The organism is Vibrio sp. B1REV9, from assembly GCF_905175395.2.
In the GTDB taxonomy this organism is placed as follows: Bacteria; Pseudomonadota; Gammaproteobacteria; order Enterobacterales; family Vibrionaceae; genus Vibrio; species Vibrio alfacsensis.
This window is the reverse complement of record NZ_HG992745.1, coordinates 914,271-936,226: the sequence shown is the minus strand read 5'-3', so window position 1 is coordinate 936,226 and position 21,956 is coordinate 914,271. Positions and strand designations below refer to the sequence as shown.

The 21,956-nt window shown below is 44.3% G+C and carries 26 protein-coding genes and 1 pseudogene; 17 read left to right on the top strand and 10 right to left on the bottom strand.

All coding sequences use genetic code 11. From position 1 onward, the window contains the following. Window positions 1–50: 50 nt before the first annotated feature. Window positions 51–524, top strand: a pseudogene (locus tag KHN78_RS09855) (GNAT family N-acetyltransferase); the annotation flags it as partial. Window positions 525–540: 16 nt separating this feature from the next. On the opposite strand, the gene KHN78_RS09850 reads toward KHN78_RS09855, so the two are convergent. Both KHN78_RS09850 and rraB read right to left on the bottom strand, forming a co-directional pair. Beyond that, on the bottom strand, window positions 541–1,341 hold the full coding sequence (locus tag KHN78_RS09850; protein ID WP_211915920.1) for a glycosyl hydrolase 2 galactose-binding domain-containing protein: 801 nt from the start codon (window positions 1,339–1,341) through the stop codon (window positions 541–543). 146 nt (window positions 1,342–1,487) lie between these two features. Further along, window positions 1,488–1,904, bottom strand: a complete 417-nt coding sequence (gene rraB, locus KHN78_RS09845; protein WP_128810101.1) for a ribonuclease E inhibitor RraB — start codon at window positions 1,902–1,904, stop codon at window positions 1,488–1,490. 585 nt (window positions 1,905–2,489) lie between these two features. Here rraB and arcA point away from each other — a divergent pair. From arcA to KHN78_RS09820, 5 genes are all read left to right on the top strand, one after another. Further along, entirely contained in the window at window positions 2,490–3,710 is a 1,221-nt protein-coding gene (gene arcA / locus KHN78_RS09840; RefSeq protein ID WP_211915919.1) for an arginine deiminase, read from the top strand. 156 nt (window positions 3,711–3,866) lie between these two features. Further along, entirely contained in the window at window positions 3,867–4,871 is a 1,005-nt protein-coding gene (argF, locus tag KHN78_RS09835; protein WP_211915918.1) for an ornithine carbamoyltransferase, read from the top strand. A 276-nt stretch (window positions 4,872–5,147) separates the two neighbouring features. After that, complete coding sequence (gene pyrB, locus KHN78_RS09830; RefSeq protein WP_211915917.1) at window positions 5,148–6,077, top strand: aspartate carbamoyltransferase; 930 nt, start codon at window positions 5,148–5,150, stop codon at window positions 6,075–6,077. A gap of 17 nt (window positions 6,078–6,094) precedes the next feature. Next, window positions 6,095–6,556, top strand: coding sequence for an aspartate carbamoyltransferase regulatory subunit (gene pyrI, locus KHN78_RS09825; RefSeq protein ID WP_211915916.1), 462 nt, complete (start codon window positions 6,095–6,097; stop codon window positions 6,554–6,556). Between the two features lie 135 nt (window positions 6,557–6,691). Continuing rightward, entirely contained in the window at window positions 6,692–7,081 is a 390-nt protein-coding gene (locus tag KHN78_RS09820; protein ID WP_211915915.1) for a RidA family protein, read from the top strand. A 138-nt stretch (window positions 7,082–7,219) separates the two neighbouring features. Here KHN78_RS09820 and KHN78_RS09815 read toward each other — a convergent pair whose 3' ends face one another. The 8 genes from KHN78_RS09815 to mlaF all read right to left on the bottom strand — a co-directional run bounded on the left by KHN78_RS09815 (window position 7,220) and on the right by mlaF (window position 12,658). After that, on the bottom strand, window positions 7,220–7,945 hold the full coding sequence (locus KHN78_RS09815) for a 1-acylglycerol-3-phosphate O-acyltransferase (RefSeq protein WP_211915914.1): 726 nt from the start codon (window positions 7,943–7,945) through the stop codon (window positions 7,220–7,222). A gap of 142 nt (window positions 7,946–8,087) precedes the next feature. Next, window positions 8,088–9,353: a UDP-N-acetylglucosamine 1-carboxyvinyltransferase gene (gene murA / locus KHN78_RS09810; protein ID WP_211915913.1), complete on the bottom strand. Its 1,266-nt coding sequence runs from the start codon at window positions 9,351–9,353 to the stop codon at window positions 8,088–8,090. Between the two features lie 9 nt (window positions 9,354–9,362). After that, window positions 9,363–9,617 (bottom strand): BolA family iron metabolism protein IbaG, encoded by a 255-nt coding sequence (ibaG, locus tag KHN78_RS09805; protein WP_005432865.1) that lies wholly within the window; start codon window positions 9,615–9,617, stop codon window positions 9,363–9,365. Window positions 9,618–9,620: 3 nt separating this feature from the next. Further along, complete coding sequence (locus KHN78_RS09800; RefSeq protein WP_128810092.1) at window positions 9,621–9,941, bottom strand: lipid asymmetry maintenance protein MlaB; 321 nt, start codon at window positions 9,939–9,941, stop codon at window positions 9,621–9,623. Continuing rightward, a complete protein-coding gene (gene mlaC, locus KHN78_RS09795) occupies window positions 9,941–10,579 on the bottom strand; it encodes a phospholipid-binding protein MlaC (RefSeq protein WP_211915912.1) in 639 nt (212 codons plus the stop codon). Before mlaC ends, KHN78_RS09800 begins: the two co-directional genes overlap by 1 nt. Before the next feature lie 3 nt (window positions 10,580–10,582). Then, window positions 10,583–11,071 (bottom strand): outer membrane lipid asymmetry maintenance protein MlaD, encoded by a 489-nt coding sequence (gene mlaD / locus KHN78_RS09790; protein WP_211915911.1) that lies wholly within the window; start codon window positions 11,069–11,071, stop codon window positions 10,583–10,585. Between the two features lie 2 nt (window positions 11,072–11,073). Further along, entirely contained in the window at window positions 11,074–11,865 is a 792-nt protein-coding gene (mlaE, locus tag KHN78_RS09785) for a lipid asymmetry maintenance ABC transporter permease subunit MlaE (RefSeq protein ID WP_128810089.1), read from the bottom strand. Then, window positions 11,855–12,658, bottom strand: coding sequence for a phospholipid ABC transporter ATP-binding protein MlaF (gene mlaF, locus KHN78_RS09780; protein WP_211915910.1), 804 nt, complete (start codon window positions 12,656–12,658; stop codon window positions 11,855–11,857). The genes mlaE and mlaF overlap by 11 nt, the downstream gene beginning before the upstream one ends. 398 nt (window positions 12,659–13,056) lie before the next feature. Between mlaF and KHN78_RS09775 the strand changes: the two genes are divergently transcribed. From KHN78_RS09775 to mgtE, 11 genes are all read left to right on the top strand, one after another. Next, the gene (locus KHN78_RS09775) at window positions 13,057–14,022 is read left to right on the top strand and encodes a calcium/sodium antiporter (protein WP_128810087.1); all 966 of its coding nucleotides are present in this window, start codon (window positions 13,057–13,059) and stop codon (window positions 14,020–14,022) included. Between the two features lie 35 nt (window positions 14,023–14,057). Next, window positions 14,058–15,029, top strand: a complete 972-nt coding sequence (gene kdsD / locus KHN78_RS09770) for an arabinose-5-phosphate isomerase KdsD (RefSeq protein ID WP_211915909.1) — start codon at window positions 14,058–14,060, stop codon at window positions 15,027–15,029. A 99-nt stretch (window positions 15,030–15,128) separates the two neighbouring features. Further along, the gene (lptC, locus tag KHN78_RS09765; RefSeq protein WP_211915908.1) at window positions 15,129–15,692 is read left to right on the top strand and encodes an LPS export ABC transporter periplasmic protein LptC; all 564 of its coding nucleotides are present in this window, start codon (window positions 15,129–15,131) and stop codon (window positions 15,690–15,692) included. Then, window positions 15,673–16,167 carry a lipopolysaccharide transport periplasmic protein LptA gene (gene lptA, locus KHN78_RS09760; protein ID WP_211915907.1) on the top strand — a complete coding sequence of 165 codons (495 nt, stop codon included), beginning with the start codon at window positions 15,673–15,675 and terminating at the stop codon, window positions 16,165–16,167. Before lptC ends, lptA begins: the two co-directional genes overlap by 20 nt. 1 nt (window position 16,168) lies before the next feature. Then, entirely contained in the window at window positions 16,169–16,894 is a 726-nt protein-coding gene (gene lptB / locus KHN78_RS09755; RefSeq protein WP_211915906.1) for an LPS export ABC transporter ATP-binding protein, read from the top strand. 50 nt (window positions 16,895–16,944) lie between these two features. Then, window positions 16,945–18,411, top strand: a complete 1,467-nt coding sequence (locus KHN78_RS09750) for an RNA polymerase factor sigma-54 (RefSeq protein WP_211915905.1) — start codon at window positions 16,945–16,947, stop codon at window positions 18,409–18,411. 24 nt (window positions 18,412–18,435) lie between these two features. Then, window positions 18,436–18,723, top strand: coding sequence for a ribosome hibernation promoting factor (hpf, locus tag KHN78_RS09745; protein WP_128810081.1), 288 nt, complete (start codon window positions 18,436–18,438; stop codon window positions 18,721–18,723). 2 nt (window positions 18,724–18,725) lie between these two features. Continuing rightward, entirely contained in the window at window positions 18,726–19,172 is a 447-nt protein-coding gene (gene ptsN, locus KHN78_RS09740) for a PTS IIA-like nitrogen regulatory protein PtsN (RefSeq protein WP_128810080.1), read from the top strand. 14 nt (window positions 19,173–19,186) lie between these two features. After that, a complete protein-coding gene (gene rapZ / locus KHN78_RS09735) occupies window positions 19,187–20,050 on the top strand; it encodes an RNase adapter RapZ (protein WP_128810079.1) in 864 nt (287 codons plus the stop codon). Window positions 20,051–20,052: 2 nt separating this feature from the next. Beyond that, window positions 20,053–20,328 (top strand): HPr family phosphocarrier protein, encoded by a 276-nt coding sequence (locus tag KHN78_RS09730; protein WP_128810078.1) that lies wholly within the window; start codon window positions 20,053–20,055, stop codon window positions 20,326–20,328. A gap of 166 nt (window positions 20,329–20,494) precedes the next feature. Then, the gene (mgtE, locus tag KHN78_RS09725) at window positions 20,495–21,850 is read left to right on the top strand and encodes a magnesium transporter (RefSeq protein WP_128810077.1); all 1,356 of its coding nucleotides are present in this window, start codon (window positions 20,495–20,497) and stop codon (window positions 21,848–21,850) included. Window positions 21,851–21,956: the final 106 nt, after the last annotated feature.

Sequence of the window (21,956 nt, the reverse complement as noted above, 5' to 3'; positions counted from 1 at the left end):
AACTCGTGACCCTTTTTTATAGGCAAAACATGAAACAAATTGCTGGCTTCACCCTCCGCCCAATCACAGCGCAAGATAACTCTGGCATTGCTCAAGTCATTCGAAAAGTCTCTGCTGAGTATGGCTTAACCGCAGACAAAGGTTATGGTGTGGCCGATCCAACACTAGATGACATGTACTCGGTTTACGACCAACAAGGCGCAGCCTACTGGGTAGTCGAATACCAAGGCGAAATTGTGGGCGGCGGCGGCTTTGCACCTTTAGCTGGTGAGCCAAATGTGTGTGAGCTGCAAAAGATGTACTTCTTACCTCAAACACGAGGACACGGCTTAGCTAAACGCATCGTCGCATTGAGCTTACAACTGGCGAAACAGTTTGGGTATCAGCAGTGCTATTTAGAAACGACAGAATGTCTAAGAGAAGCGGTAGGCTTGTATGAAAAGCTAGGCTTTGAGCATCTCGATGCCCCGCTAGGACAAACAGGGCATGATGCATGTGAAGTCGTGATGCTTAAGACGCTATAGCGTTTTATCCCCAAACTTAAAGTACAAGATGGGTAACACAGAGCTCTTGGCTAAGTGCCACTGTAAATGCTTGGCATTGCCCATCCAACTCCACCACGAGTTCGTAGAGATCTTTTGGATCGGGATTGTTAAGATCGGCATACTTTGGTGCTTCGATCTGGAATAAAGCACTCGCATGATCCGCTCGGACATCGATAGGAATATGGTAAGTCATGCCATTAAACTTAACCGATGCCGATACTAAGCCCGGCGCAAAAGTTTGATAGTACAAGTCGACTTTAAACTCACAACCACCACCGTGGTGCCAAATCTGCTCGGTAGCCACGCGGTCTAAACGCACATTGCGAATAAACTGCAGATACGGCTCTTGCCATACCCCTAAGCGCTCATCACTCTTTTGGTATTCATGATCCGCAAGTGAGCACAACTCTGGTTTATCCTCATCCAGCAGAAGATCTTCTTCTTCCTCAAGGAACAGGATCTCAAAACGGTTACGCCCCATTTGCATGAATGGGCGAATGTCTTTTTTGTACACACTTTGTGAACCGTCACAGTCGAACAATGCAACCCCGTTCAAACGCACTTCAGCATGGTAATCCACACCACCCAACACCATTTCTACCGCTGGGAATGCCATCATGGATTCGTCCACTTCAATGTCGTGCATCAGGTGCCACTCTTGCTGATGAATCGCTTCTTCAGTCAGTTCAGTAGGCAATACCTGACTCAAAGGAGCAGGGAAAGTAATGTCATCCTGTGGGATAGAAAGGTCCGTCAGTGGAGAGACTTGCCATAAACCGGCGAGTGAGAGTTGCATATACACCTTGAGCTAGATCAATTTTCACGCATTATATACTCAAGTGACTTCAATATGCACGAATCACTATGCTTATGTCACTTTAGTAAATGACAGGCATAAAAAAACCAGCGATAAACGCTGGCTTCTTAAAATGAATAAGTCGATTACTCTTCGTCTTCATCATCTTCGTCAGGGTAAAGCGCATCTTCGCCTTCGTAGTAAGTACCCCAGCCGTCATAAATGATGTCGTATTTTTCTGCAAGATGAACCAGCTTCTCAACCTGTGCGTCAATTGCCTCCGCGTCTAGCGCGGATTCCATCGTTGCATCACAGCAAAGCAGTTTATTGCCGTCTTCATCTTCTGTTTCTTCTGCTTCAAGCACATCAAAACCCATTTTGAATGCTTCAACTACCGCTTTTTCCAACGTGTCAAAATCTTCTGCAAACAGGTGATGTTCGATCTCGTATAGAGAATCTGGGTCACTGCCGTCTTCTAGCAGTGCTGCAATGATATCGCGAGTCTCTTCCTTTTGAATCTCAATTAATTCTTCTACTGATAGATATTCATCTTCGTGAGACATGTATTAGCTCCAGATTAGTGACTTGATAGAAACATTATACCCAAAACTTGAGTACGCTGATGCGGTGAAATATGGCATGGATCGCAACGAAAAGCCACAAACAAACCGCAATCAGCACCGATTCTCAGTGATTATTTCTTTCCTAAATTAGAAATCCAATCACGAAAAACAAAAAATTAACAAAAAGCATGAATATTTAATATTCAGAAGATCCTAATAAACCCAAGACACCCTAAATTCCACGCGCTTTGCGTGTTTATGACTATGGAGTGAATACAGTAAAACTGGAACATGAGAAGTGATCCGAATAAAGAAACAGCCGCATGTGCATATTTGGGAATATTTAGTCATCTTTTATGCACAAACCGTGTATTTCGCATAATCGAAAGAGAAAAGAATAAAAACGCACTTTTCCCCAATCATCTCGTAAAAAATAAAATATCGAAAAATAAACACACCAACAAACAATGTAGAGCAATCGAACATAAAGACAACAACAAGCAGGATATTAACAAAGTGGAACAACTTGCATCTTTGCTTCAAGCTTGTCATAACTAACCGCTGGAAAATTTGTAAGGATACAAAATGAGTAAGCTGTACGTTGGTTCAGAAGTCGGTCAACTAAGACGAGTACTATTGCATCGCCCAGAGCGTGCCCTAACCCACCTGACCCCATCAAACTGTCATGATTTACTGTTTGATGATGTACTTGCGGTTGAAGCGGCAGGCGAAGAACATGATGCGTTTGCTCGTACATTGCGTGGTCAAGGCGTTGAAGTATTGCTGTTGCATGATTTGCTCGTAGAAACACTCGACGTGCCAGAAGCCAAACAGTGGTTACTCGGCACTCAAATATCAGACTTCCGCTATGGCCCAACTTTCGCTCGAGATTTACGCCAATATTTCATGGCGATGGACAACGAACACCTAGCCACAATCTTGCTTGGCGGTTTAGCTTATTCAGAACTACCTATTCAATCATCTTCTATGCTGCCAAAGATGAAGCAGCCTCTTGATTTTGTTATTGAACCTCTGCCAAATCACCTATTTACTCGTGATACATCTTGCTGGGTATATGGTGGCGTCTCTCTTAATCCGATGATGATGCCCGCTCGCCAGCGTGAGACCAATCATCTTAGAGCAATATATCACTGGCACCCTACCTTTGCTGGACAAGACTTTATCAAATACTTTGGTGATGAAGATCTCCACTATGACAATGCCAACATCGAAGGGGGGGATGTATTGGTGATTGGCAACGGGGCTGTTCTGATTGGTATCTCCGAACGTACAACCCCACAAGGTGTCGAAAACCTAGCGGCAAACCTCTTCAAATCAGGCCAAGCGAAAGAAGTGATTGCGATCGATTTACCAAAACATCGCTCATGCATGCACTTGGATACGGTGATGACACACATGGATGTGGATACATTCTCTGTGTATCCTGAAATCATGCGCAAAGATCTCGACACATGGCGCTTAACACCAAAAACAAATGGTGAAATGCATGTTGAAGCCTCACACAACTATCTGCACGCGATTGAATCCGCACTCGGTTTAGACCAATTAAAAATCATCACAACGGGTGGTGACAGTTATGAGGCTGAACGTGAGCAATGGAACGATGCCAACAACGTACTCACTGTAAAACCAGGTGTCGTTATTGGTTACGAGCGCAATGTTTACACCAACGAGAAATACGACAAAGCAGGCATTGAGGTATTAACCATTCCGGGCAATGAGCTTGGCCGTGGTCGTGGCGGTGCACGTTGCATGAGCTGTCCTATCGAACGCGACGATATTTGAGAACAAACACTCACTCTATTCCGTGAATAAAGACTAAGGTTGATGTGTATGCATCAACCTTTTTTGTTATTACATAAAAATAATTATTCACAATAAAAGCATTTATATGTTTAAATGCTTTTATCTTATCACCACTAACGTACTTAAGGACGAGCTATGGCTTTCAATCTCCGTAATCGCAACTTTTTGAAGCTATTGGACTTCTCAACAAAAGAAATCCAGTTTTTGCTCGAACTGTCTGCAGAGCTAAAAAAAGCAAAATATGCAGGAACAGAGCAGAAGAAACTTCAAGGTAAAAACATCGCATTAATCTTTGAAAAATCTTCGACTCGTACCCGATGTGCGTTTGAAGTAGCAGCGTTCGATCAAGGTGCCCAAGTGTCTTATATCGGACCATCGGGGTCACAAATTGGTCACAAAGAATCAATGAAAGACACCGCACGAGTGCTGGGCCGTATGTATGATGGCATTGAGTACCGTGGTTTTGGTCAATCCATCGTGGAAGAACTTGGTGCCCACGCAGGCGTTCCCGTATGGAATGGATTGACGGATGAATTCCACCCAACCCAAATCCTAGCCGACTTCCTAACGATGCAAGAATATGGGCGAGGAAAGCAGCTGCACGAAATAACCTTTGCTTACCTTGGTGATGCACGCAATAACATGGGAAATTCACTTATGGTTGGTGCGGCAAAAATGGGAATGAACATCCGCCTCGTTGCACCAAAAGCGTTCTGGCCAGAAGAAGCGTTAGTGGCGACTTGCCAAGAGATTGCACAACAGAGTGGTGCAAAGATCACGCTTACCGAGAACGTCGAAGAAGGTGTAAAAGGTTGTGATTTCTTATACACCGATGTTTGGGTCTCTATGGGTGAATCTGCAGAAGCGTGGGATCAACGAGTAGCGCTTATGACACCTTATCAAATCAACATGGATGTGATTAAACAAACAGGCAATCCTCACGTGAAGTTTATGCACTGTCTCCCTGCTTTCCATAACGATGAGACGACTCTTGGTAAAGAGGTCGCAGAGAAATACGGAATGAAAGGTCTTGAAGTCACCGAAGAGGTGTTTGAGTCAGAATACTCTATCGTATTTGATGAAGCAGAGAACCGCATGCATACCATCAAAGCCGTGATGGTCGCGACATTGGGAAGTTAACCAATATTGGTAATAAAAAGCATGATGTAATCGCTTGCGCTCACTAAAGTTAAGCGTATAATGCTCGGCAATTTGTCTGAGGATTACGAAATGAACAAGCCGATTGCGGACGTAAAAATGCGATTTGCTCTAACTAAGCGACTACGCTTACGTGCTGTTATTTTCGTTAATTCTATTGAATTTTAAAACCTCCCCATTTGGGGAGGTTTTTTTATGTCCAAAATTCCGCGGCGGTTAATTTTGGGGATAGTCACCACTGTTATAGGGAAGAAGATCATGGCGAACTCGCTTTACCAAAAGCACATCATCTCTATTCCAGAGCTTTCACGTGAAGAACTGGAACTGATTGTTGAAACTGCAGGTCAGTTAAAAAAAGAACCTCGTCCAGAGCTGATTAAAAATAAGGTTGTTGCTAGCTGTTTCTTTGAGCCGTCCACACGTACCCGTCTCTCGTTTGAAACAGCAATTCAACGCATTGGCGGCGATGTAATTGGCTTTGACAATGGTGGTAACACCTCTCTTGCTAATAAAGGGGAAACGCTATCGGACTCGGTTCAAGTGATCTCTTCTTACGTAGATGCATTCGTCATGCGTCATCCTCAAGAGGGTGCGGCTCGCTTAGCGTCAGAATTTTCAAATGGCGTACCTGTGATTAACGCTGGTGATGGTGCAAACCAACACCCAACACAAACACTCCTTGATCTGTACACCATTGCCGAAACGCAAGGCCGTCTAGATAACCTTAACATCGCATTTGTCGGTGATCTTAAATATGGCCGTACAGTGCACTCTTTGACGCAAGCGCTAGCGAAATTTAACAATATTCGCTTTTTCTTTGTCGCTCCTGATGCTCTCGCTATGCCAGATTACATCTGTGAAGAGCTTGATGAGGCAGGCATTCAATACAGCCTACATACCGATATGGAAAGCGTGATCCCAGAGCTAGATATTCTATACATGACTCGCGTTCAGAAAGAGCGCTTTGATGAGTCAGAATATGCACACATCAAATCTGCGTATATCTTAACCGCATCAATGCTAGCGGGCGCACGTGAGAATCTAAAAGTGCTGCACCCATTACCACGCGTCGATGAAATTACCACTGATGTTGATGCTACACCGCATGCTTACTTCTTCCAACAAGCTGAAAATGGCGTTTATGCACGCCAAGCGCTGTTGGCATTGGTTCTAAACGAAACACTGTAATCGAGGGAGAAAAACACATGACTAAAGAAACTCAATTGCAGGTAGAAGCAATCAAAAATGGTACGGTTATCGACCATATCCCTGCACTGATCGGTATTAAAGTGCTAAAGCTATTTAATATGCACAATTCTTCCCAACGTGTGACTATCGGTCTCAACCTACCATCATCAGCACTCGGCCATAAAGATCTGTTGAAAATTGAGAACGTCTTCATCAGTGAAGAACAAGCAAACAAACTCGCTTTATACGCACCAAATGCGACCGTAAACCAAATCGAAAACTATGAAGTGGTTAAGAAGTTGGCCCTTGAACTACCAGAGACCATCAGCAATGTCTTTGAGTGTCCAAACAGCAACTGCATTACTCATAATGAACCTGTATCAAGCAGCTTTACGGTTATCAAAAAGAAAGAAGAAATCCGCTTAAGATGTAAGTACTGCGAGAAAGTATTCGCTCGTGAAATTGTGACTGAACGTTAAATGCAATTTCACTTTCTGTTTACGCTAAACTGACTAATACCCCGCTTTCGCGGGGTATTTTGCTCTTTACGTGCCACGTGTTTAAAGGCACACTGATCACTCTTTATATCCCCACAAACTGATGGAAGCATTCAAATGACGAAAGTACTTCACACTGAATCTGCACCGGCAGCAATCGGTCCTTACGTTCAAGGCGTAGATCTAGGTAATATGGTTCTAACCTCAGGCCAAATCCCAGTAAACCCAGCAACAGGTGAAGTGTCTGAAGACATCGCAGAGCAAGCTCGTCAATCACTAGAGAACGTAAAAGCAGTCGTAGAAGCTTCAGGCCTTAAAGTCACTGATATCGTAAAAATGACGGTATTCGTTAAAGATCTAAACGATTTCGGTACGGTAAATGAAGTGTACGGCAAGTTCTTCGATGAGCATGAAGTAGCAAACTACCCTGCGCGTTCTTGTGTAGAAGTAGCACGTCTACCTAAAGATGTAGGTATCGAAATTGAAGCAATTGCAGTTCGCAAATAATTGCTATTGTTCATAAGCTAAAAATTGCTTGTAAACCAAAAACTGTTTATAAGCTGAAAAATGTTTGCAAGCACAAAAAACGGGTAGCTCAGACTACCGTTTTTTTATGGTCATTTTGCTGTGACTTCGCAGTGAAACTTAAGCGGCATTACGCTGTTTCACTTCTTCATCCAGCGCTTCCAATTTCTCTTTCATTTGCTCTCGACAGAGATTCGCCAGATCGCGCACACTGTCTTTGCCATAATTTTCAGTACTGATTGGTGGTAGCATTTCAACAATCACATGACCGTTATTCCAACGGTTCAATTTCACTTTATCCGTTGAACTGCACACGATAGGAATGATAGGTACCCCTGCACCAATTGCTGCATGGAAAGCTCCGGTTTTGAATGGCAGTAAGCCACGACCACGTGAACGTGTCCCCTCAGGGAACATCCAGATAGAAACGTCGCTCTTTTTAATGCTATCAACGACTTGGTCAATCGTACCTTTCGCTTTAGAGCGGTTTGCACGGTCAATCAAAATATTACCTGTTAGCCAGTAAAGCTGACCAAACAATGGCATCCACGCCAAGCTTTTTTTACCAACAGTCACCACTTTTGGCGTGACCGCAGAAGAGACCGTAAACAAATCATAATTATTTTGATGGTTAGCAATATAAACATGCTGACCACGGGAATAAGCGTCTTCTGGAATGCGTAATTCTAATTTAATACCAAACACGCGAGACATCTTGCCGAAAAGTCGACCAAAGGTGAAAACGTGTTTAGGGTTTCGAGGGCTAAATAGGCAGTAACCACAACCACCAATAAACATCACAATTGCGAAAATTGCGACAGCAAATACACGTAACAGTGCAATCATTGTTGTTCTCCAGGAACCGGCTTTGCGCCAGGTACAGCTATTATTGTCTTTTCATAATCAAAGTTATGAAAGAAAACGCGATATAAAAAAGCCGAAACTTGAGTTTCGGCTCTCTTGATATCCAAGTCACCTGCAACGCAGTTTAACTTGCCTCGCTCACTCGCTCAATATTTGCGCCAAGTGCAGCCAGTTTATTTTCAATTTTGTCGTAACCACGGTCGATGTGGTAAATACGATCAACAATCGTTTCACCCTTAGCAATACAGCCGGCAATCACCAAACTCGCTGATGCACGTAGGTCTGTTGCCATCACTTGCGCACCACTTAGCGAATCGACATCACCACAAATAACCGTGTTGCCCTCGATCTCTGCTTTCGCGCCCATACGCATCAACTCTGGTACGTGCATAAAGCGGTTTTCAAAGATGGTTTCAGTGATCACGCCGCCGCCTTTCGCCATCATGTTCAACAGCGTAAATTGTGCCTGCATATCAGTTGGGAAACCTGGGTGTGGAGCTGTACGAATACTTACCGCTTTCAGTTCGCGATTGGTCATATCAACAGAAATCCAGTCTTCACCAGTTTCTACCAACGCACCTGCTTCCTCTAGCTTCGCAAGTACTGCTTCAAGTAGGTGAGCGTTGGTGTTACGACAAACAACTTTACCACCAGAAACGGCTGCAGCCACAAGGAAAGTACCGGTTTCGATACGGTCAGCAACAACGCTGTGCTTACCGCCACCAAGACGTTCAACACCTTCAATAGTGATGGTATCAGTACCTGCTCCAGAGATTTTCGCGCCAAGTTTGTTTAGGAAGTCAGCCGTATCGACAATCTCAGGTTCACGTGCTGCGTTATCAAGCGTGGTTTTACCCTCAGCTAACGTTGCCGCACACATGATAGTGATGGTTGCGCCAACACTCACCTTATCCATCACAATGTGAGCACCTTTAAGGCGGCCATCAACTTCAGCTTTTACATAACCATCTTCTAGTGTGATCGTTGCACCTAGCTGTTCTAGACCTGTAATGTGTAGGTCAACTGGACGAGCACCGATTGCACAACCACCAGGTAGAGATACCTGGCCTTTCCCAAAACGAGCAACAAGAGGGCCAAGCGCCCAAATTGATGCACGCATGGTTTTCACCAAGTCGTAAGGTGCGCAGTATTCATTAATGCTGCTTGGATCGACATGAACAGAACCATTGCGGCTTACTTTAGCGCCTAAACGCTTAAGCAGCTCCATCGTCGTATCAATATCGCGAAGATGTGGCACGTTTGCCACTTCTACTGGCTCTTCCGCCAAGATAGACGCAAACAAAATCGGCAGTGCTGCGTTTTTTGCACCTGAAATAGTCACTTCACCAACAAGTGGTTTGTCTGACCCAATAACTCGAAACTTTTCCATCAATAAACCTTAAAGCGACATTAGCTTTTTGTCACGTGCCCACTCTTCAGGAGTGAACGCTTTGATCGATAGCGCGTGAATGTCATTACGCTGGATGTAATCCATCAGAGGACCGTAAATTAACTGCTGCTTCTTAACGCGGCTCATTCCATCGAAACAAGCATCAACAGCAACCACTTCATAGTGGCTACCTTCACCTTTAACATGCACTTCTTGAAGGTTTAGTGCTTCTTCTAGTAACTGTTGTACTTTTGCGCTATCCACAATTTACCCCTGATAATTCTGTATATGTTTGGCCACTAAAGATTCAACGTTGCTTAGCTGAAACAAAGTGCGCAATTGCGCCGGCACGAAACTGAGCATTATATGACAGTTTCGTTTTTTTGCATGCTCTATTAAGTGGATTAACATCACCATTCCGGCAGAGTCAACACGCTCAATCCCCTCTAGCGAGCATTCTAACTCTGCTTGAGAAGGCATCCACTGTTGTGCCACGGCCCATAAGGCTGGTACGGAATCCCGATCCAACGCTCCTGTAAGCTTAAGAATGTCGGTCTGTAAATGCCACTGGCTATGAGATGATGCCATTACTTGCTCGCCTCGAAACGAATTGGCTGAGCCGCCAATTTCTCAAGGTCTTTCGCTACGGCTAGAATGCCGTCTTGGCGAATCTTCGTATTCCACTCTGACTGTTTGCTTGACAGTAAACTAATACCCTCAGCCACCATATCAAACGCTAACCACTCACCCGTTTTCTTGTCTTTACGCAGTTTAAACTCAAGTTTGATGTTAGGACGCGGTGCGTCAACGATATCAACCTTGATGCTAGTAATGCGTTTAGACGCATCTAAGTAGGGCTCAGGACCAAATTCTATTTTCTGATCCGAATATTGTGTTAACACTTGCGCGTATGACGTCACCAAATAAGCACGAAATGCAGTAATGAATTCACCGACATCTTCACGCTTTGCCCCTTTTAAATTTGGACCTAACAGTTTTAATGCTGCATAGCGATCGTTAACGTAAGGCATCAACTCTTCTTCAACGATGGTTTTCAGCAAATTTGGATCTTGTTTAATTTGTGGTTGTTCTGCTTTCAAACGATCAAATGTCACTTCCGCAACCTGCTTCATCATCTGATAGGGTTGAGTCTTATCTACTTCAGTGGCCATTGCACCGAATGCAGAAAATACCGCTAAAAAAGAAAGTAATAATCTTAAAAACATGGGTTATTCCTTACCTGAATCGCCTGAACCACCAATGCTATATAAAACCTGACCGATAAGATCTTCCAACACCAATGCAGATTTGGTGTCTTCAATCGTATCGCCATCGACTAGCATTTCTTCATCATCAAAAACAAAGCCTGGTACCAAGCCAATGTACTGTTCACCAATCAATCCAGATGTCAAAATTTGCACGCTAGAAGTTTCTGGAAACTGATTGTACTGGCTGTTAATCGATAAGCTCACCACGGGTAATAGGCTCTGAGGATTAAGTGTGATGCTGCTTACACGCCCAATCACGACACCACCAACTTTCACCGGAGAGCGAACTTTCAAACTACCAATATTATCGAATTCTGCTTTTAGGGTATAAGTATTGCCAGAGCCCATGCTTTTTACGTCAGCAACCTGAAAAATCATCACAAGAATCGCGCAAATTCCTGCTAATACAAAGCTGCCAACCCATAATTCAGTTTTACGTGTTTGTTGCATGATTAATTCCCAAACATCAATGCGGTCAGTACAAAGTCTAGCCCTAGTACTGCTAAAGAAGAATGCACAACAGTGCGCGTGGTTGCTCGGCTGATTCCTTCCGAAGTTGGAATAGCGTCATAGCCATTAAATAGAGCAATCCAAGTAACCGTAATAGCAAACACAACACATTTAATGGTGCTATTACCGATGTCTTGGCCTAATTCGACCGATGATTGCATTGCCGCCCAGAAACTGCCGTGATCAACGCCTTTCCAGTCAACCCCAACTAATTCTGCGCCCCAAATGCCTATCGCCATAAAAATCATAGCAAGCAGTGGCATTGAGATAACACCAGCCCAGAAACGTGGCGCAATGACACGCTTAAGAGGATCAACAGCCATCATTTCTAAGCTAGACAGTTGCTCCGTTGCTTTCATCAAACCAATCTCTGCCGTTAATGCAGAGCCTGCACGCCCAGCGAACAGTAACGCAGTGACAACCGGGCCAAGTTCACGTAAAAGCGATAACGCGACCATTTGACCAAGGCTCCCCTCTGCACCGTAATCCACTAGAACAACATAGCCTTGTAAACTGAGCACCATGCCGATAAATAGGCCAGATACCACGATAATTGCCAGTGATTGCACACCAACGGAATACAATTGCTTTAGGAGTAAAGGGAAGTTTTTGACAGGCTGGGGCCGAGAAACCAAAGCACCAATCAGCATTAGCGTCGCTCGACCAAAGGCTTCACAAATCGCCAATGTTCGCTTTCCTAATGAGGCGACAAAATGAATAAAGTTATCGACCATCAAATAAGTCCTTCTCGATACTTTGTGCAGGAAAACGAAATGGTACAGGGCCATCGGCATCGCCTTGCAAAAACTGCTGTACGCGAGGATCTGGATTTTCGTTTAGCTCTTGTGGCGTACCACAAGCAACAATTTTTCCGTCTGCGAGTAAATAAACCCAATCGGCAATACTCATCACTTCCGGAACATCGTGTGACACCACGATTGACGTTAGGCCTAGAGCTCGATTCAAGTTACTGATCAACTCAACCAAAACCCCCATCGTGATCGGGTCCTGACCAACGAACGGTTCATCATACATAATCAGGTCAGGATCAAGAGCAATGGCACGGGCCAATGCCGCACGCCTCGCCATACCACCAGAGAGTTCACTTGGCATTAACTCCGCAGCCCCGCGAAGTCCAACCGCTTCGAGTTTTAGAAGAACCATGGTTCGAATCAGTGTCTCGGGTAGGTCTGTGTGTTCACGCAAAGGAAATGCAACGTTATCGAACACCGTCAAATCCGTAAACAACGCACCCGATTGAAACAACATGCTCATTTTTTTTCGTGCATGGTAAAGCTTCTTACGTGACAACGCGGGAATATTGTCACCATCAAACCAGATTTCACCTTTTTCAGGAGACAACTGACCACCAATCAAACGCAGTAGGGTCGTTTTACCAATTCCCGATGGGCCCATAATGGCCGTCACTTTACCTTTTGGTACACGCAAATCTATATCATCAAAGATCGTACGATCACCGCGAGAGAAAGTGAGATTATGTAAAGTAACTAAATCGTTGTTCGACATATTATCTCTTCTACTATTTATAAGTGTTCACTTACAAAGTCGTTAAGTCATTCTCGCTGAACCAAGCATTTTGAGGTTACTTCGAAAGATGAACATCTCAATACTACGTCGGTACATTTATTATGGATGCAATCATAAGCACATTGAGATGCAATTAAAAGCACTGTTCAATTAATTCAAGGATCCTAGCTTTCGTTAATCTTTTAAAAAACAAAATGAAATTCGGCATCCGTCTTCTTATTTGCAAACCAAACTCTATTGGCGCAGAAGAACTCGAATTGGGTGCGCATTTTCGTTACTAAGTCTTAATTTATTTGTTGTTTATCTTCCATTTTTCGCTGCAAAAGGTCAAAATTGGCGGTTACTCATTTTACATATTTACTTACTTAGGAATTATCATGCTCGAAGCCGTAGCGTTGCTTATCGTCGGTCTTGTATTACTCGTTTGGAGTGCAGACAAACTGGTTTTCGGTTCAGCTGCTCTTGCCCGCAACGTTGGCATTTCACCTTTAGTTATCGGCATGACAATCTTAGCGATGGGCTCATCCGCACCTGAAATGATGGTATCTGCGACTGCTGCATGGGATGGCAAAACCGATACGGCCGTCGGCAATGTTCTCGGTTCAAACATCGCAAACATCGCGCTAATCCTAGGTATTACAGCTCTGATCAAACCACTGTCTATCAGTTCTGCTGTCATTCGTCGTGAATTGCCTTTAATGATAGCAGTAACTGTCCTTGCTGGTATTTTGCTATGGGATAACCACTTAGGTTTTTACGAGGGCGTTCTGTTATTTGTGTTATTTGGTGGCTTCCTCTATGCCATGCTTAAGATAAGTCGCAAAGAACAAAAAGCAGGCGATGCCTTTATTGAAGAGCAAGAAGCCGAAATCCCTGAGGGCGTAAGCAATCCAAAAGCCATCATGTGGGTCGTTATCGGTCTTATTCTACTTCCAATTGCCGCTAGTGTTCTTGTTGATAACGCCGTTATTATTGCCAAGTTCTTCGGCATGAGTGACCTCGTCATTGGCCTAACGATTATTGCAGTAGGTACCAGTTTGCCTGAGCTAGCAGCATCATTAGCTGGCGTATTGAAAGGTGAAGACGATATGGCGGTAGGTAATATTATCGGCTCAAACGTGTTTAATATTCTTGCAGTAATGGGCCTACCAGGCATTATCAACCCATCAATGCTAAGCGAATACGCTATGGGCCGTGATTTCTGGGTAATGCTTGGCGTATCACTACTGCTTGTCGCAATGTGCTTAGGTAAATCACGCAGTATTAATCGTATTGAAGCCAGCATTTTATTGGTCTGTTTCGTCGCATACCAAGGCTACCTACTTACAAACATGACCGCTTAAAAATAGAATAAATTACGATAAATTGGAGCATTAATATGTCCATTCAGTTTGATTTTCGTGCTGCTGCCAAACAAGTTCTAGATATCGAAGTCTCTGCACTTCAACAACTAGACCAATACTTTGACGCGCAATTCGAACAAGCTTGCGAGTTAATTCTTTCTAACCGCGGCAAAGTTGTTGTTATGGGCATGGGAAAATCAGGCCATATCGGTAATAAGATCGCGGCAACCCTCGCAAGTACAGGCACCTCTGCTTTTTTTGTTCACCCTGGCGAAGCCGCTCATGGTGACTTGGGCATGATTAGCGCTGGAGATATTGTTATCGCAATATCAAACTCTGGTGAATCTCACGAGATTTTATCGCTGTTTCCTGTACTAAAACGATTGAACATCACCATCATCAGCATGACAGGCAAGCCCGACTCAAACATGGCAAAGCTTTCTGATCTGCATCTGCAAATCACAGTACCGAAAGAAGCGTGCCCGTTAGGTCTAGCACCAACGAGCAGCACAACCGCAACATTGGTTATGGGCGATGCGCTTGCTGTCGCTTTGCTTCAAGCTAGAGGCTTCTCTGCCGAAGATTTTGCACTTTCTCATCCAGGTGGCGCACTGGGAAGAAAACTGCTTCTCAAACTGTCTGATATTATGCATATAGGTAGCGCGCTACCAAAAGTCGCGCCAAATGCGCTCATTCGCGATGCATTACTCGAAATTTCAGAGAAAGGATTAGGAATGACCGCCATCGTTGATGAACACGATGCTATGCTTGGTATATTCACTGACGGGGATTTACGCCGCACGCTAGACAAACGCATCGACATTCATACCACGAGAATTGGTGAAGTCATGACACAAAACCCAACGACTGCCCACCCTGAAATGCTCGCGGTTGAGGGATTGAATATGATGCAAGACAAGAACATCAATGCACTGATTTTATGTGACAATAACAAAATCGTTGGTGCTTTGAATATGCATGACTTATTGAAAGCGGGCGTAATGTAACTTGTACATGAGTTGCACAATACAATAAATTTAACGATTAATTTATCAGATTAAGGCAGTAGTCAGGGAAGTACTGAGCTAAAAGAAGGCCTTTATTATATGAGTTTAACTCGCCTTATTTATGTGCTGTTGATCTTTGTTATTGCATGGTGTGGGTATTACTTACTCACGCCGAAAAATAACGATGGTTTACAGGTCGCACCCAATTTAGAACTGCCTATGTTCAGTGGTACTGGACTAGAAAACATCACATATGGTGAAAATGGTGTCCGCAGTTACATCATTCGTTCTACCACATTAGATCATTATGCCAAAAGTGGTGAAACCATTTTTAATGACCCAACACTAATGGTCTACCGTAATGGTAGCGTTATTGAGTGGAAAGTTAGCGCGGTCAAAGCCGTGCTAGATGAAGACCAAATCCTGACGTTGTACGATAACGTACTCATGCAAAACCTATTGCCAGATGCAAGCTTTAACACGATGGCAACAGACAAAATGGTCATCAATCTAACCAACCGTGATTTTAAAGCGGATCAACAAGTAATGTTGGTTGGACCGCAATTTGAAACGACAGGAGGCGCAATGAAAGGCAACTTAAATGCTCACACTGCGACTCTAACAAGTGAAGTTCAAGGTCGATATGAAACCGTTACACCTTAGCCTATTAGCACTGGTATTAGCTGCACCACAAGCGCTGGCACTAAAATCAGACACACAACAGCCCGTTTACATTAATTCTGACACACAACAAGTGGACATGAAGAGTAATCAGGTTGTCTTTGAGGGCGATGTCTCTTTGAAACAAGGCAGCATCAATATTGATGCTGACCGAATCATCGTGACTCGTGACCCAAAAACCGAATCAATTAAACAGATTCAAGCGTTTGGCAAACCTGCCACTTTTTCTCAGTTGATGGATGACGGCAAAACACTAAATGGTCAAGCAACAGAGTTGGATTATCGTATCGCGACTGATGAACTGACGATGAAAGGTCAAGCGCAGCTCGCACAAGATGGTAATACGATCCGTGGCTCATCAATTCGTTACCAAATTGGCAAGCAGAAGCTTGTTGCTGACAGCTCAAAAACTGAGCGTGTGACCACGATTTTGCAACCTAATCAAATCGAGAACTAATATGGCGGTACTGAGCGCAAAAAACCTGGCGAAAAGTTACAAAAAACGCAAGGTCGTCACTGATGTGAGCCTAGAAGTGGAATCGGGCCAAATTGTCGGACTTCTCGGGCCGAACGGTGCTGGTAAAACAACGTCATTTTATATGATTGTCGGCCTTGTTCCTCGTGATGAGGGCTCGATTACTATTGACGATCAGGACATCAGTATTCTCCCAATGCACAGCCGATCTCGATTAGGTATCGGCTACTTGCCTCAAGAAGCCTCTATCTTCCGTAAGCTTTCTGTCGAAGACAACATCATGGCCGTGCTAGAAACACGCCAAGAACTTACCCGAGAAGAACGTCAAGATAAGCTCGAAGATTTATTGGAAGAATTCCACATACAGCACATAAGAACCAGTGCAGGTATGGCACTATCAGGTGGTGAACGTCGACGAGTTGAAATTGCACGTGCACTCGCTGCAAACCCACAGTTTATTTTATTAGACGAACCTTTCGCTGGTGTTGACCCGATTTCGGTAAATGACATCAAAAAAATCATCGAACATCTACGTGACCGCGGTCTTGGTGTATTGATCACCGACCACAACGTTCGTGAAACTCTCGACGTATGTGAAAAAGCTTACATCGTAAGCCAAGGGCACCTTATTGCTTCTGGAACCCCAGAAGACGTTCTCAATAATGAACAGGTGAAACAAGTTTATCTCGGTGAACAATTCCGTCTATGATTACATTAGGAACGGTAAGATTCTGAGCATTACAAGGTAAGTAACACTGAATGAAACCTTCATTACAACTCAAGCTAGGTCAACAGTTAGCCATGACGCCGCAACTGCAACAAGCAATTCGCTTGTTACAATTGTCGACGCTAGACCTTCAACAAGAGATCCAAGAAGCATTAGATTCCAACCCGCTTTTGGAAGTTGAAGAAGGCCACGAAGAAGCTCAAGTCAACGGTGAAGATAAGTCAGCTTCAGAAGCCGCTGACAGCAGTGCAAACGACGCCTCGGAACCCGACCTTCCCGATAGCTCAGATGTTATTGAAAAATCAGAAATTAGCTCTGAGTTAGAAATCGATACCACTTGGGATGATGTGTATAGCGCCAATACAGGTAGTACTGGAATAGCACTCGATGACGATATGCCAGTGTACCAAGGTGAAACAACTGAGTCGCTGCACGACTACCTAATGTGGCAATTGGATTTAACACCGTTTAGCGAAAACGACCGAACTATCGCAATCGCGATCATTGATGCGGTTGACGATTATGGCTATTTGACGCTCACTCCTGAAGACATCCATGAAAGCTTCGACAACGAAGACATTGAATTGGATGAAGTCGAAGCAGTTCGCAAACGCATCCAACAATTTGACCCTCTCGGTGTGGCCTCTCGTAACCTGCAAGAGTGTTTACTGCTGCAATTAGTTACTTTCCCAGAAGATACCCCATGGCTTGCAGAGGCAAGAATGGTGCTGAGAGACCATATCGATCATCTGGGAAATCGTGACTACAAGTTGGTGCTCAAAGAAACCAAATTAAAAGAAGCCGACTTACGCGAAGTATTGAAGCTCATCCAGCAACTTGATCCTCGACCGGGCAGTCGCATTACTCCTGATGATACTGAATACGTCATCCCTGATGTTTCTGTATTTAAAGACCATGGTAAATGGACCGTATCCATTAACCCTGACAGCATTCCAAAACTCAAAGTAAATCAACAATATGCCCAACTTGGAAAAGGCAACAGTGCGGATAGCCAGTACATCCGTAGCAATTTGCAAGAGGCAAAATGGTTAATTAAGAGCCTAGAAAGCAGAAACGAGACCCTTCTCAAAGTTGCAAGATGTATTGTTGAACATCAACAAGATTTCTTCGACTATGGTGAAGAAGCCATGAAGCCAATGGTCCTCAATGACGTAGCATTGGATGTGGATATGCATGAATCAACGATCTCTCGTGTGACAACGCAGAAATTCATGCACACACCGCGTGGCATTTTTGAATTGAAGTACTTCTTCTCTAGTCATGTCAGTACAGACAATGGTGGAGAATGTTCGTCCACAGCAATCCGCGCACTCATTAAAAAACTGGTTGCCGCTGAAAATACAGCGAAACCATTGAGTGACAGTAAGATTGCTGATCTTCTGGCTGACCAAGGGATTCAGGTCGCAAGGCGAACCATTGCGAAATATCGCGAGTCCTTGGGTATCGCCCCATCAAGTCAGCGTAAACGCCTACTTTAAGGCACCAACTGAAAAGGAAAGTCTATGCAAATCAATATTCAGGGCCATCACGTTGATCTTACCGATTCAATGCAAGACTATGTTCAAAATAAGTTTCAGAAGCTCGAAAGGTTCTTCGACCATATCAATCAAGCTCATGTCGTATTAAAAGTTGAAAAACTCGACCAAATCGCGGAAGCTACGCTCCATATAAATCAGGGCGAAATCCACGCTTCATCAACGGATGAAAGCATGTACGCAGCGATTGACTCGCTGGTGGATAAATTAGTTCGTCAACTTAATAAGCACAAAGAAAAACTAAACAGTCATTAATCATGCAACTTAGCGAAATACTGTCACTGGACTGCACGAAAAGTGCAGTCCATTGTACAAGTAAAAAACGAGCCCTCGAAATGATCAGCAAAATTGTTGCTGATACCACAGGCCAAGATTCAACAGAACTGTTTGAGTGTATGCTCAGCAGAGAAAAAATGGGTAGTACTGGTATCGGCAACGGTATCGCTATCCCACATGCAAGAATGTCATCTAGCGACAAAGCCATCGCCGTTTTACTTCAATGTGATGAGGCGATTGAGTTTGACGCTATCGATAACCGACCTGTCGACCTTCTTTTTGCACTCCTCGTACCAGAAGATCAGTGCAAGGAGCACCTCAAAACACTATCCTCAATGGCTGAACGTCTGAGTAACAAGCAAGTACTGAAGATGCTACGTAATGCTCAGAGCGATGAAGAACTTTACGACATTATGATTCATCAGTAATCGAGGCGATCACCATGCGATTAATCGTTGTTAGTGGGCACTCAGGTGCAGGAAAGAGTGTTGCCCTGCGCGTGCTTGAAGACTTGGGGTATTACTGCGTCGACAATCTACCAGTGAACCTACTGGATGCGTTTGTTCAATCCGTCGCAGACAGTAAGCAAAATGTGGCGGTTAGCATCGACATTCGCAATATCCCCAAAAAGCTCAAAGAGCTTACCAGCACACTAGAGAAGCTAAAATCAGAGCTGGATGTAACGGTACTTTTCTTAGATGCCAATAAAGAAACGCTGCTTAAACGCTACAGTGAAACTCGCAGAATCCACCCTCTTTCACTCGGTCAGAGTTCTCTCTCTTTAGAGCAAGCGATCGAACTTGAGCATAATATTCTGACGCCGCTCAAGGCTCATGCCGACTTAGTCCTCAATAGCAGTGGGCAATCGCTGCATGATTTAAGTGAAACCGTCCGTATGCGAGTATTGGGACGAGAGCGAAAAGATCTCGTAATGGTATTTGAATCATTTGGCTTTAAATACGGTTTGCCGTCTGATGCCGACTACGTTTTTGATGTGCGTTTTTTACCCAACCCACACTGGGAACCGGCATTGCGACCACTAACCGGATTAGATGCTCCTATTGGTGCTTTCTTAGAGCAGCACCAATCAGTTCTCGAACTAAAACAACAGATAGAGAATTTCATTGAGACCTGGTTACCGCTACTTGAGACAAACAATCGCAGTTACCTCACTGTCGCCATTGGTTGTACCGGTGGAAAACATCGCTCAGTGTATCTGACACAAAAAATTGGCGAATACTTTGCAGCTAAAGGTCATCAAGTCCAAATTCGCCACACTTCATTGGAAAAAAACGTTAAGGAATAACGGTGGAACTAAGTCGTAAAGTGTTGATCCAAAACCGTTTGGGGCTACATGCTCGAGCAGCAATCAAATTGGTCGAACTGGCGCAAAGCTATAACGCAATCATCACGATTGATAACGAAGAAGACAAAACCGCAACCGCAGATAGCGTGATGGGATTGCTCATGCTTGAGTCTGCTCAAGGGCAATACGTTACCATCCACGCTTGTGGTGATGATTCTCAACAAGCACTCGATGCGGTTTGCCATTTAATCGAAGACAAGTTTGATGAAGGCGAGTGATCCACTCGCTTTTTGCTTATCTTTAGTGTGATATCCCACACCACTTCCTATCCCCTGCATCTCTTCAACAAATAATTTCTTCGACTTTCACAAGTTGTTATTAAAAGGTGCCTAGAATTAAGATATTATTCAAAGCATTGTAAATTTCAGGAATTAGGAGGTATCAATGGCAGAGCAAATAGAATTCGACCAAGCTCACCAAGCCCTCCAAGAAGTCACTGAAGCGCTGGAAAACGGTCGCTTCGTCCATGTTCGCCGTCAATTGCAGGACATGGAACCTGAGGACATCGCTCATCTTTTAGAGGCCTCCCCACGTAAAAGCCGCGAAGTACTTTGGCAGTTAACTGACCCAGAGGACTACGGTGAAATCCTTGACGAGCTAAACGAAGACGTTAAAGACAGTCTTGTATCCAAAATGGCGCCAGAAGCACTTGCTGAAGCGACAGAGGGCATGGATACCGATGACGTGGCTTACGTACTACGGAGCTTACCAGATACACTATCGCGTGAAGTCCTATCACAAATGGACTCTGACGATCGTCTGCGCGTCGAAACCGCCCTATCCTACTCTGAGGATACCGCTGGCGGATTGATGAACACTGACGTAATTACCATTCGTGGTGATGTAGATGTGGACGTTGTCTTGCGTTATTTGCGCATGAAAGGTGAATTGCCAGAAGCAACCGATGCTCTTTACGTCATTGACGATGAAAACAAGCTCATTGGTGAGTTGCCGATTACCACACTTATCACCACGCAACCTGATGTCAAAGTCATTGACGTGATGGAAGATGCCGATGATGCCATTACCGTCGATACCAGTGACTCTGACGTTGCAAGCCTATTTGAACGTCGTAACTGGGTATCTGCGCCAGTCGTCGATGAAAATCAGCACCTGGTTGGCCGTATCACCATCGATGACGTTGTTGACGTTATCCGTGAAGATGCAGAACACTCTATGATGAGCATGGCGGGTATGGATGATGATGAAGATACGTTCGCGCCAGTATTTAAATCTGCTCGTAAACGCAGTGTCTGGTTAGGAGCAAACGTTCTTGCAGCACTGGCTGCAGCTTCTGTTTCCAATATGTTCGAAGCAACACTCGATCAAATGGCAGCCATTGCGGTTCTCATGACCATCGTACCTTCCATGGGCGGGGTTGCAGGTAACCAAACCGTTGCACTTGTGATCCGTGGCTTAGCGCTCGGTCACATCGGTGATGCCAACAAACGAGAACTTCTGATGAAAGAGGCTGCCATCGGCTTGCTCAACGGTATTATGTGGGCACTGATCATCGGTGGTATTGTCGTCGTTTGGAAAGGAAACTGGATGCTTGGCGGTATTATTTCTGCCGCTATGTTGACCAACCTATTAGTAGCCGGTATTGCCGGGGTAAGTATTCCAATACTGCTTAAAAAGATGAATATCGACCCAGCACTCGCGGGCGGGATGGCACTGACAACTGTCACCGACGTGATAGGTTTATCGGTATTCTTAGGGCTTGCTACTTTAGCCATCTAAGACGCATAAGCCTTACAAGCTTATTTAGGACGGATCGCAAGCCATAAAAAAGCCTGATGATAAACACATCAGGCTTTTTTAATCCTCTATCACTCACTTTTAGTGA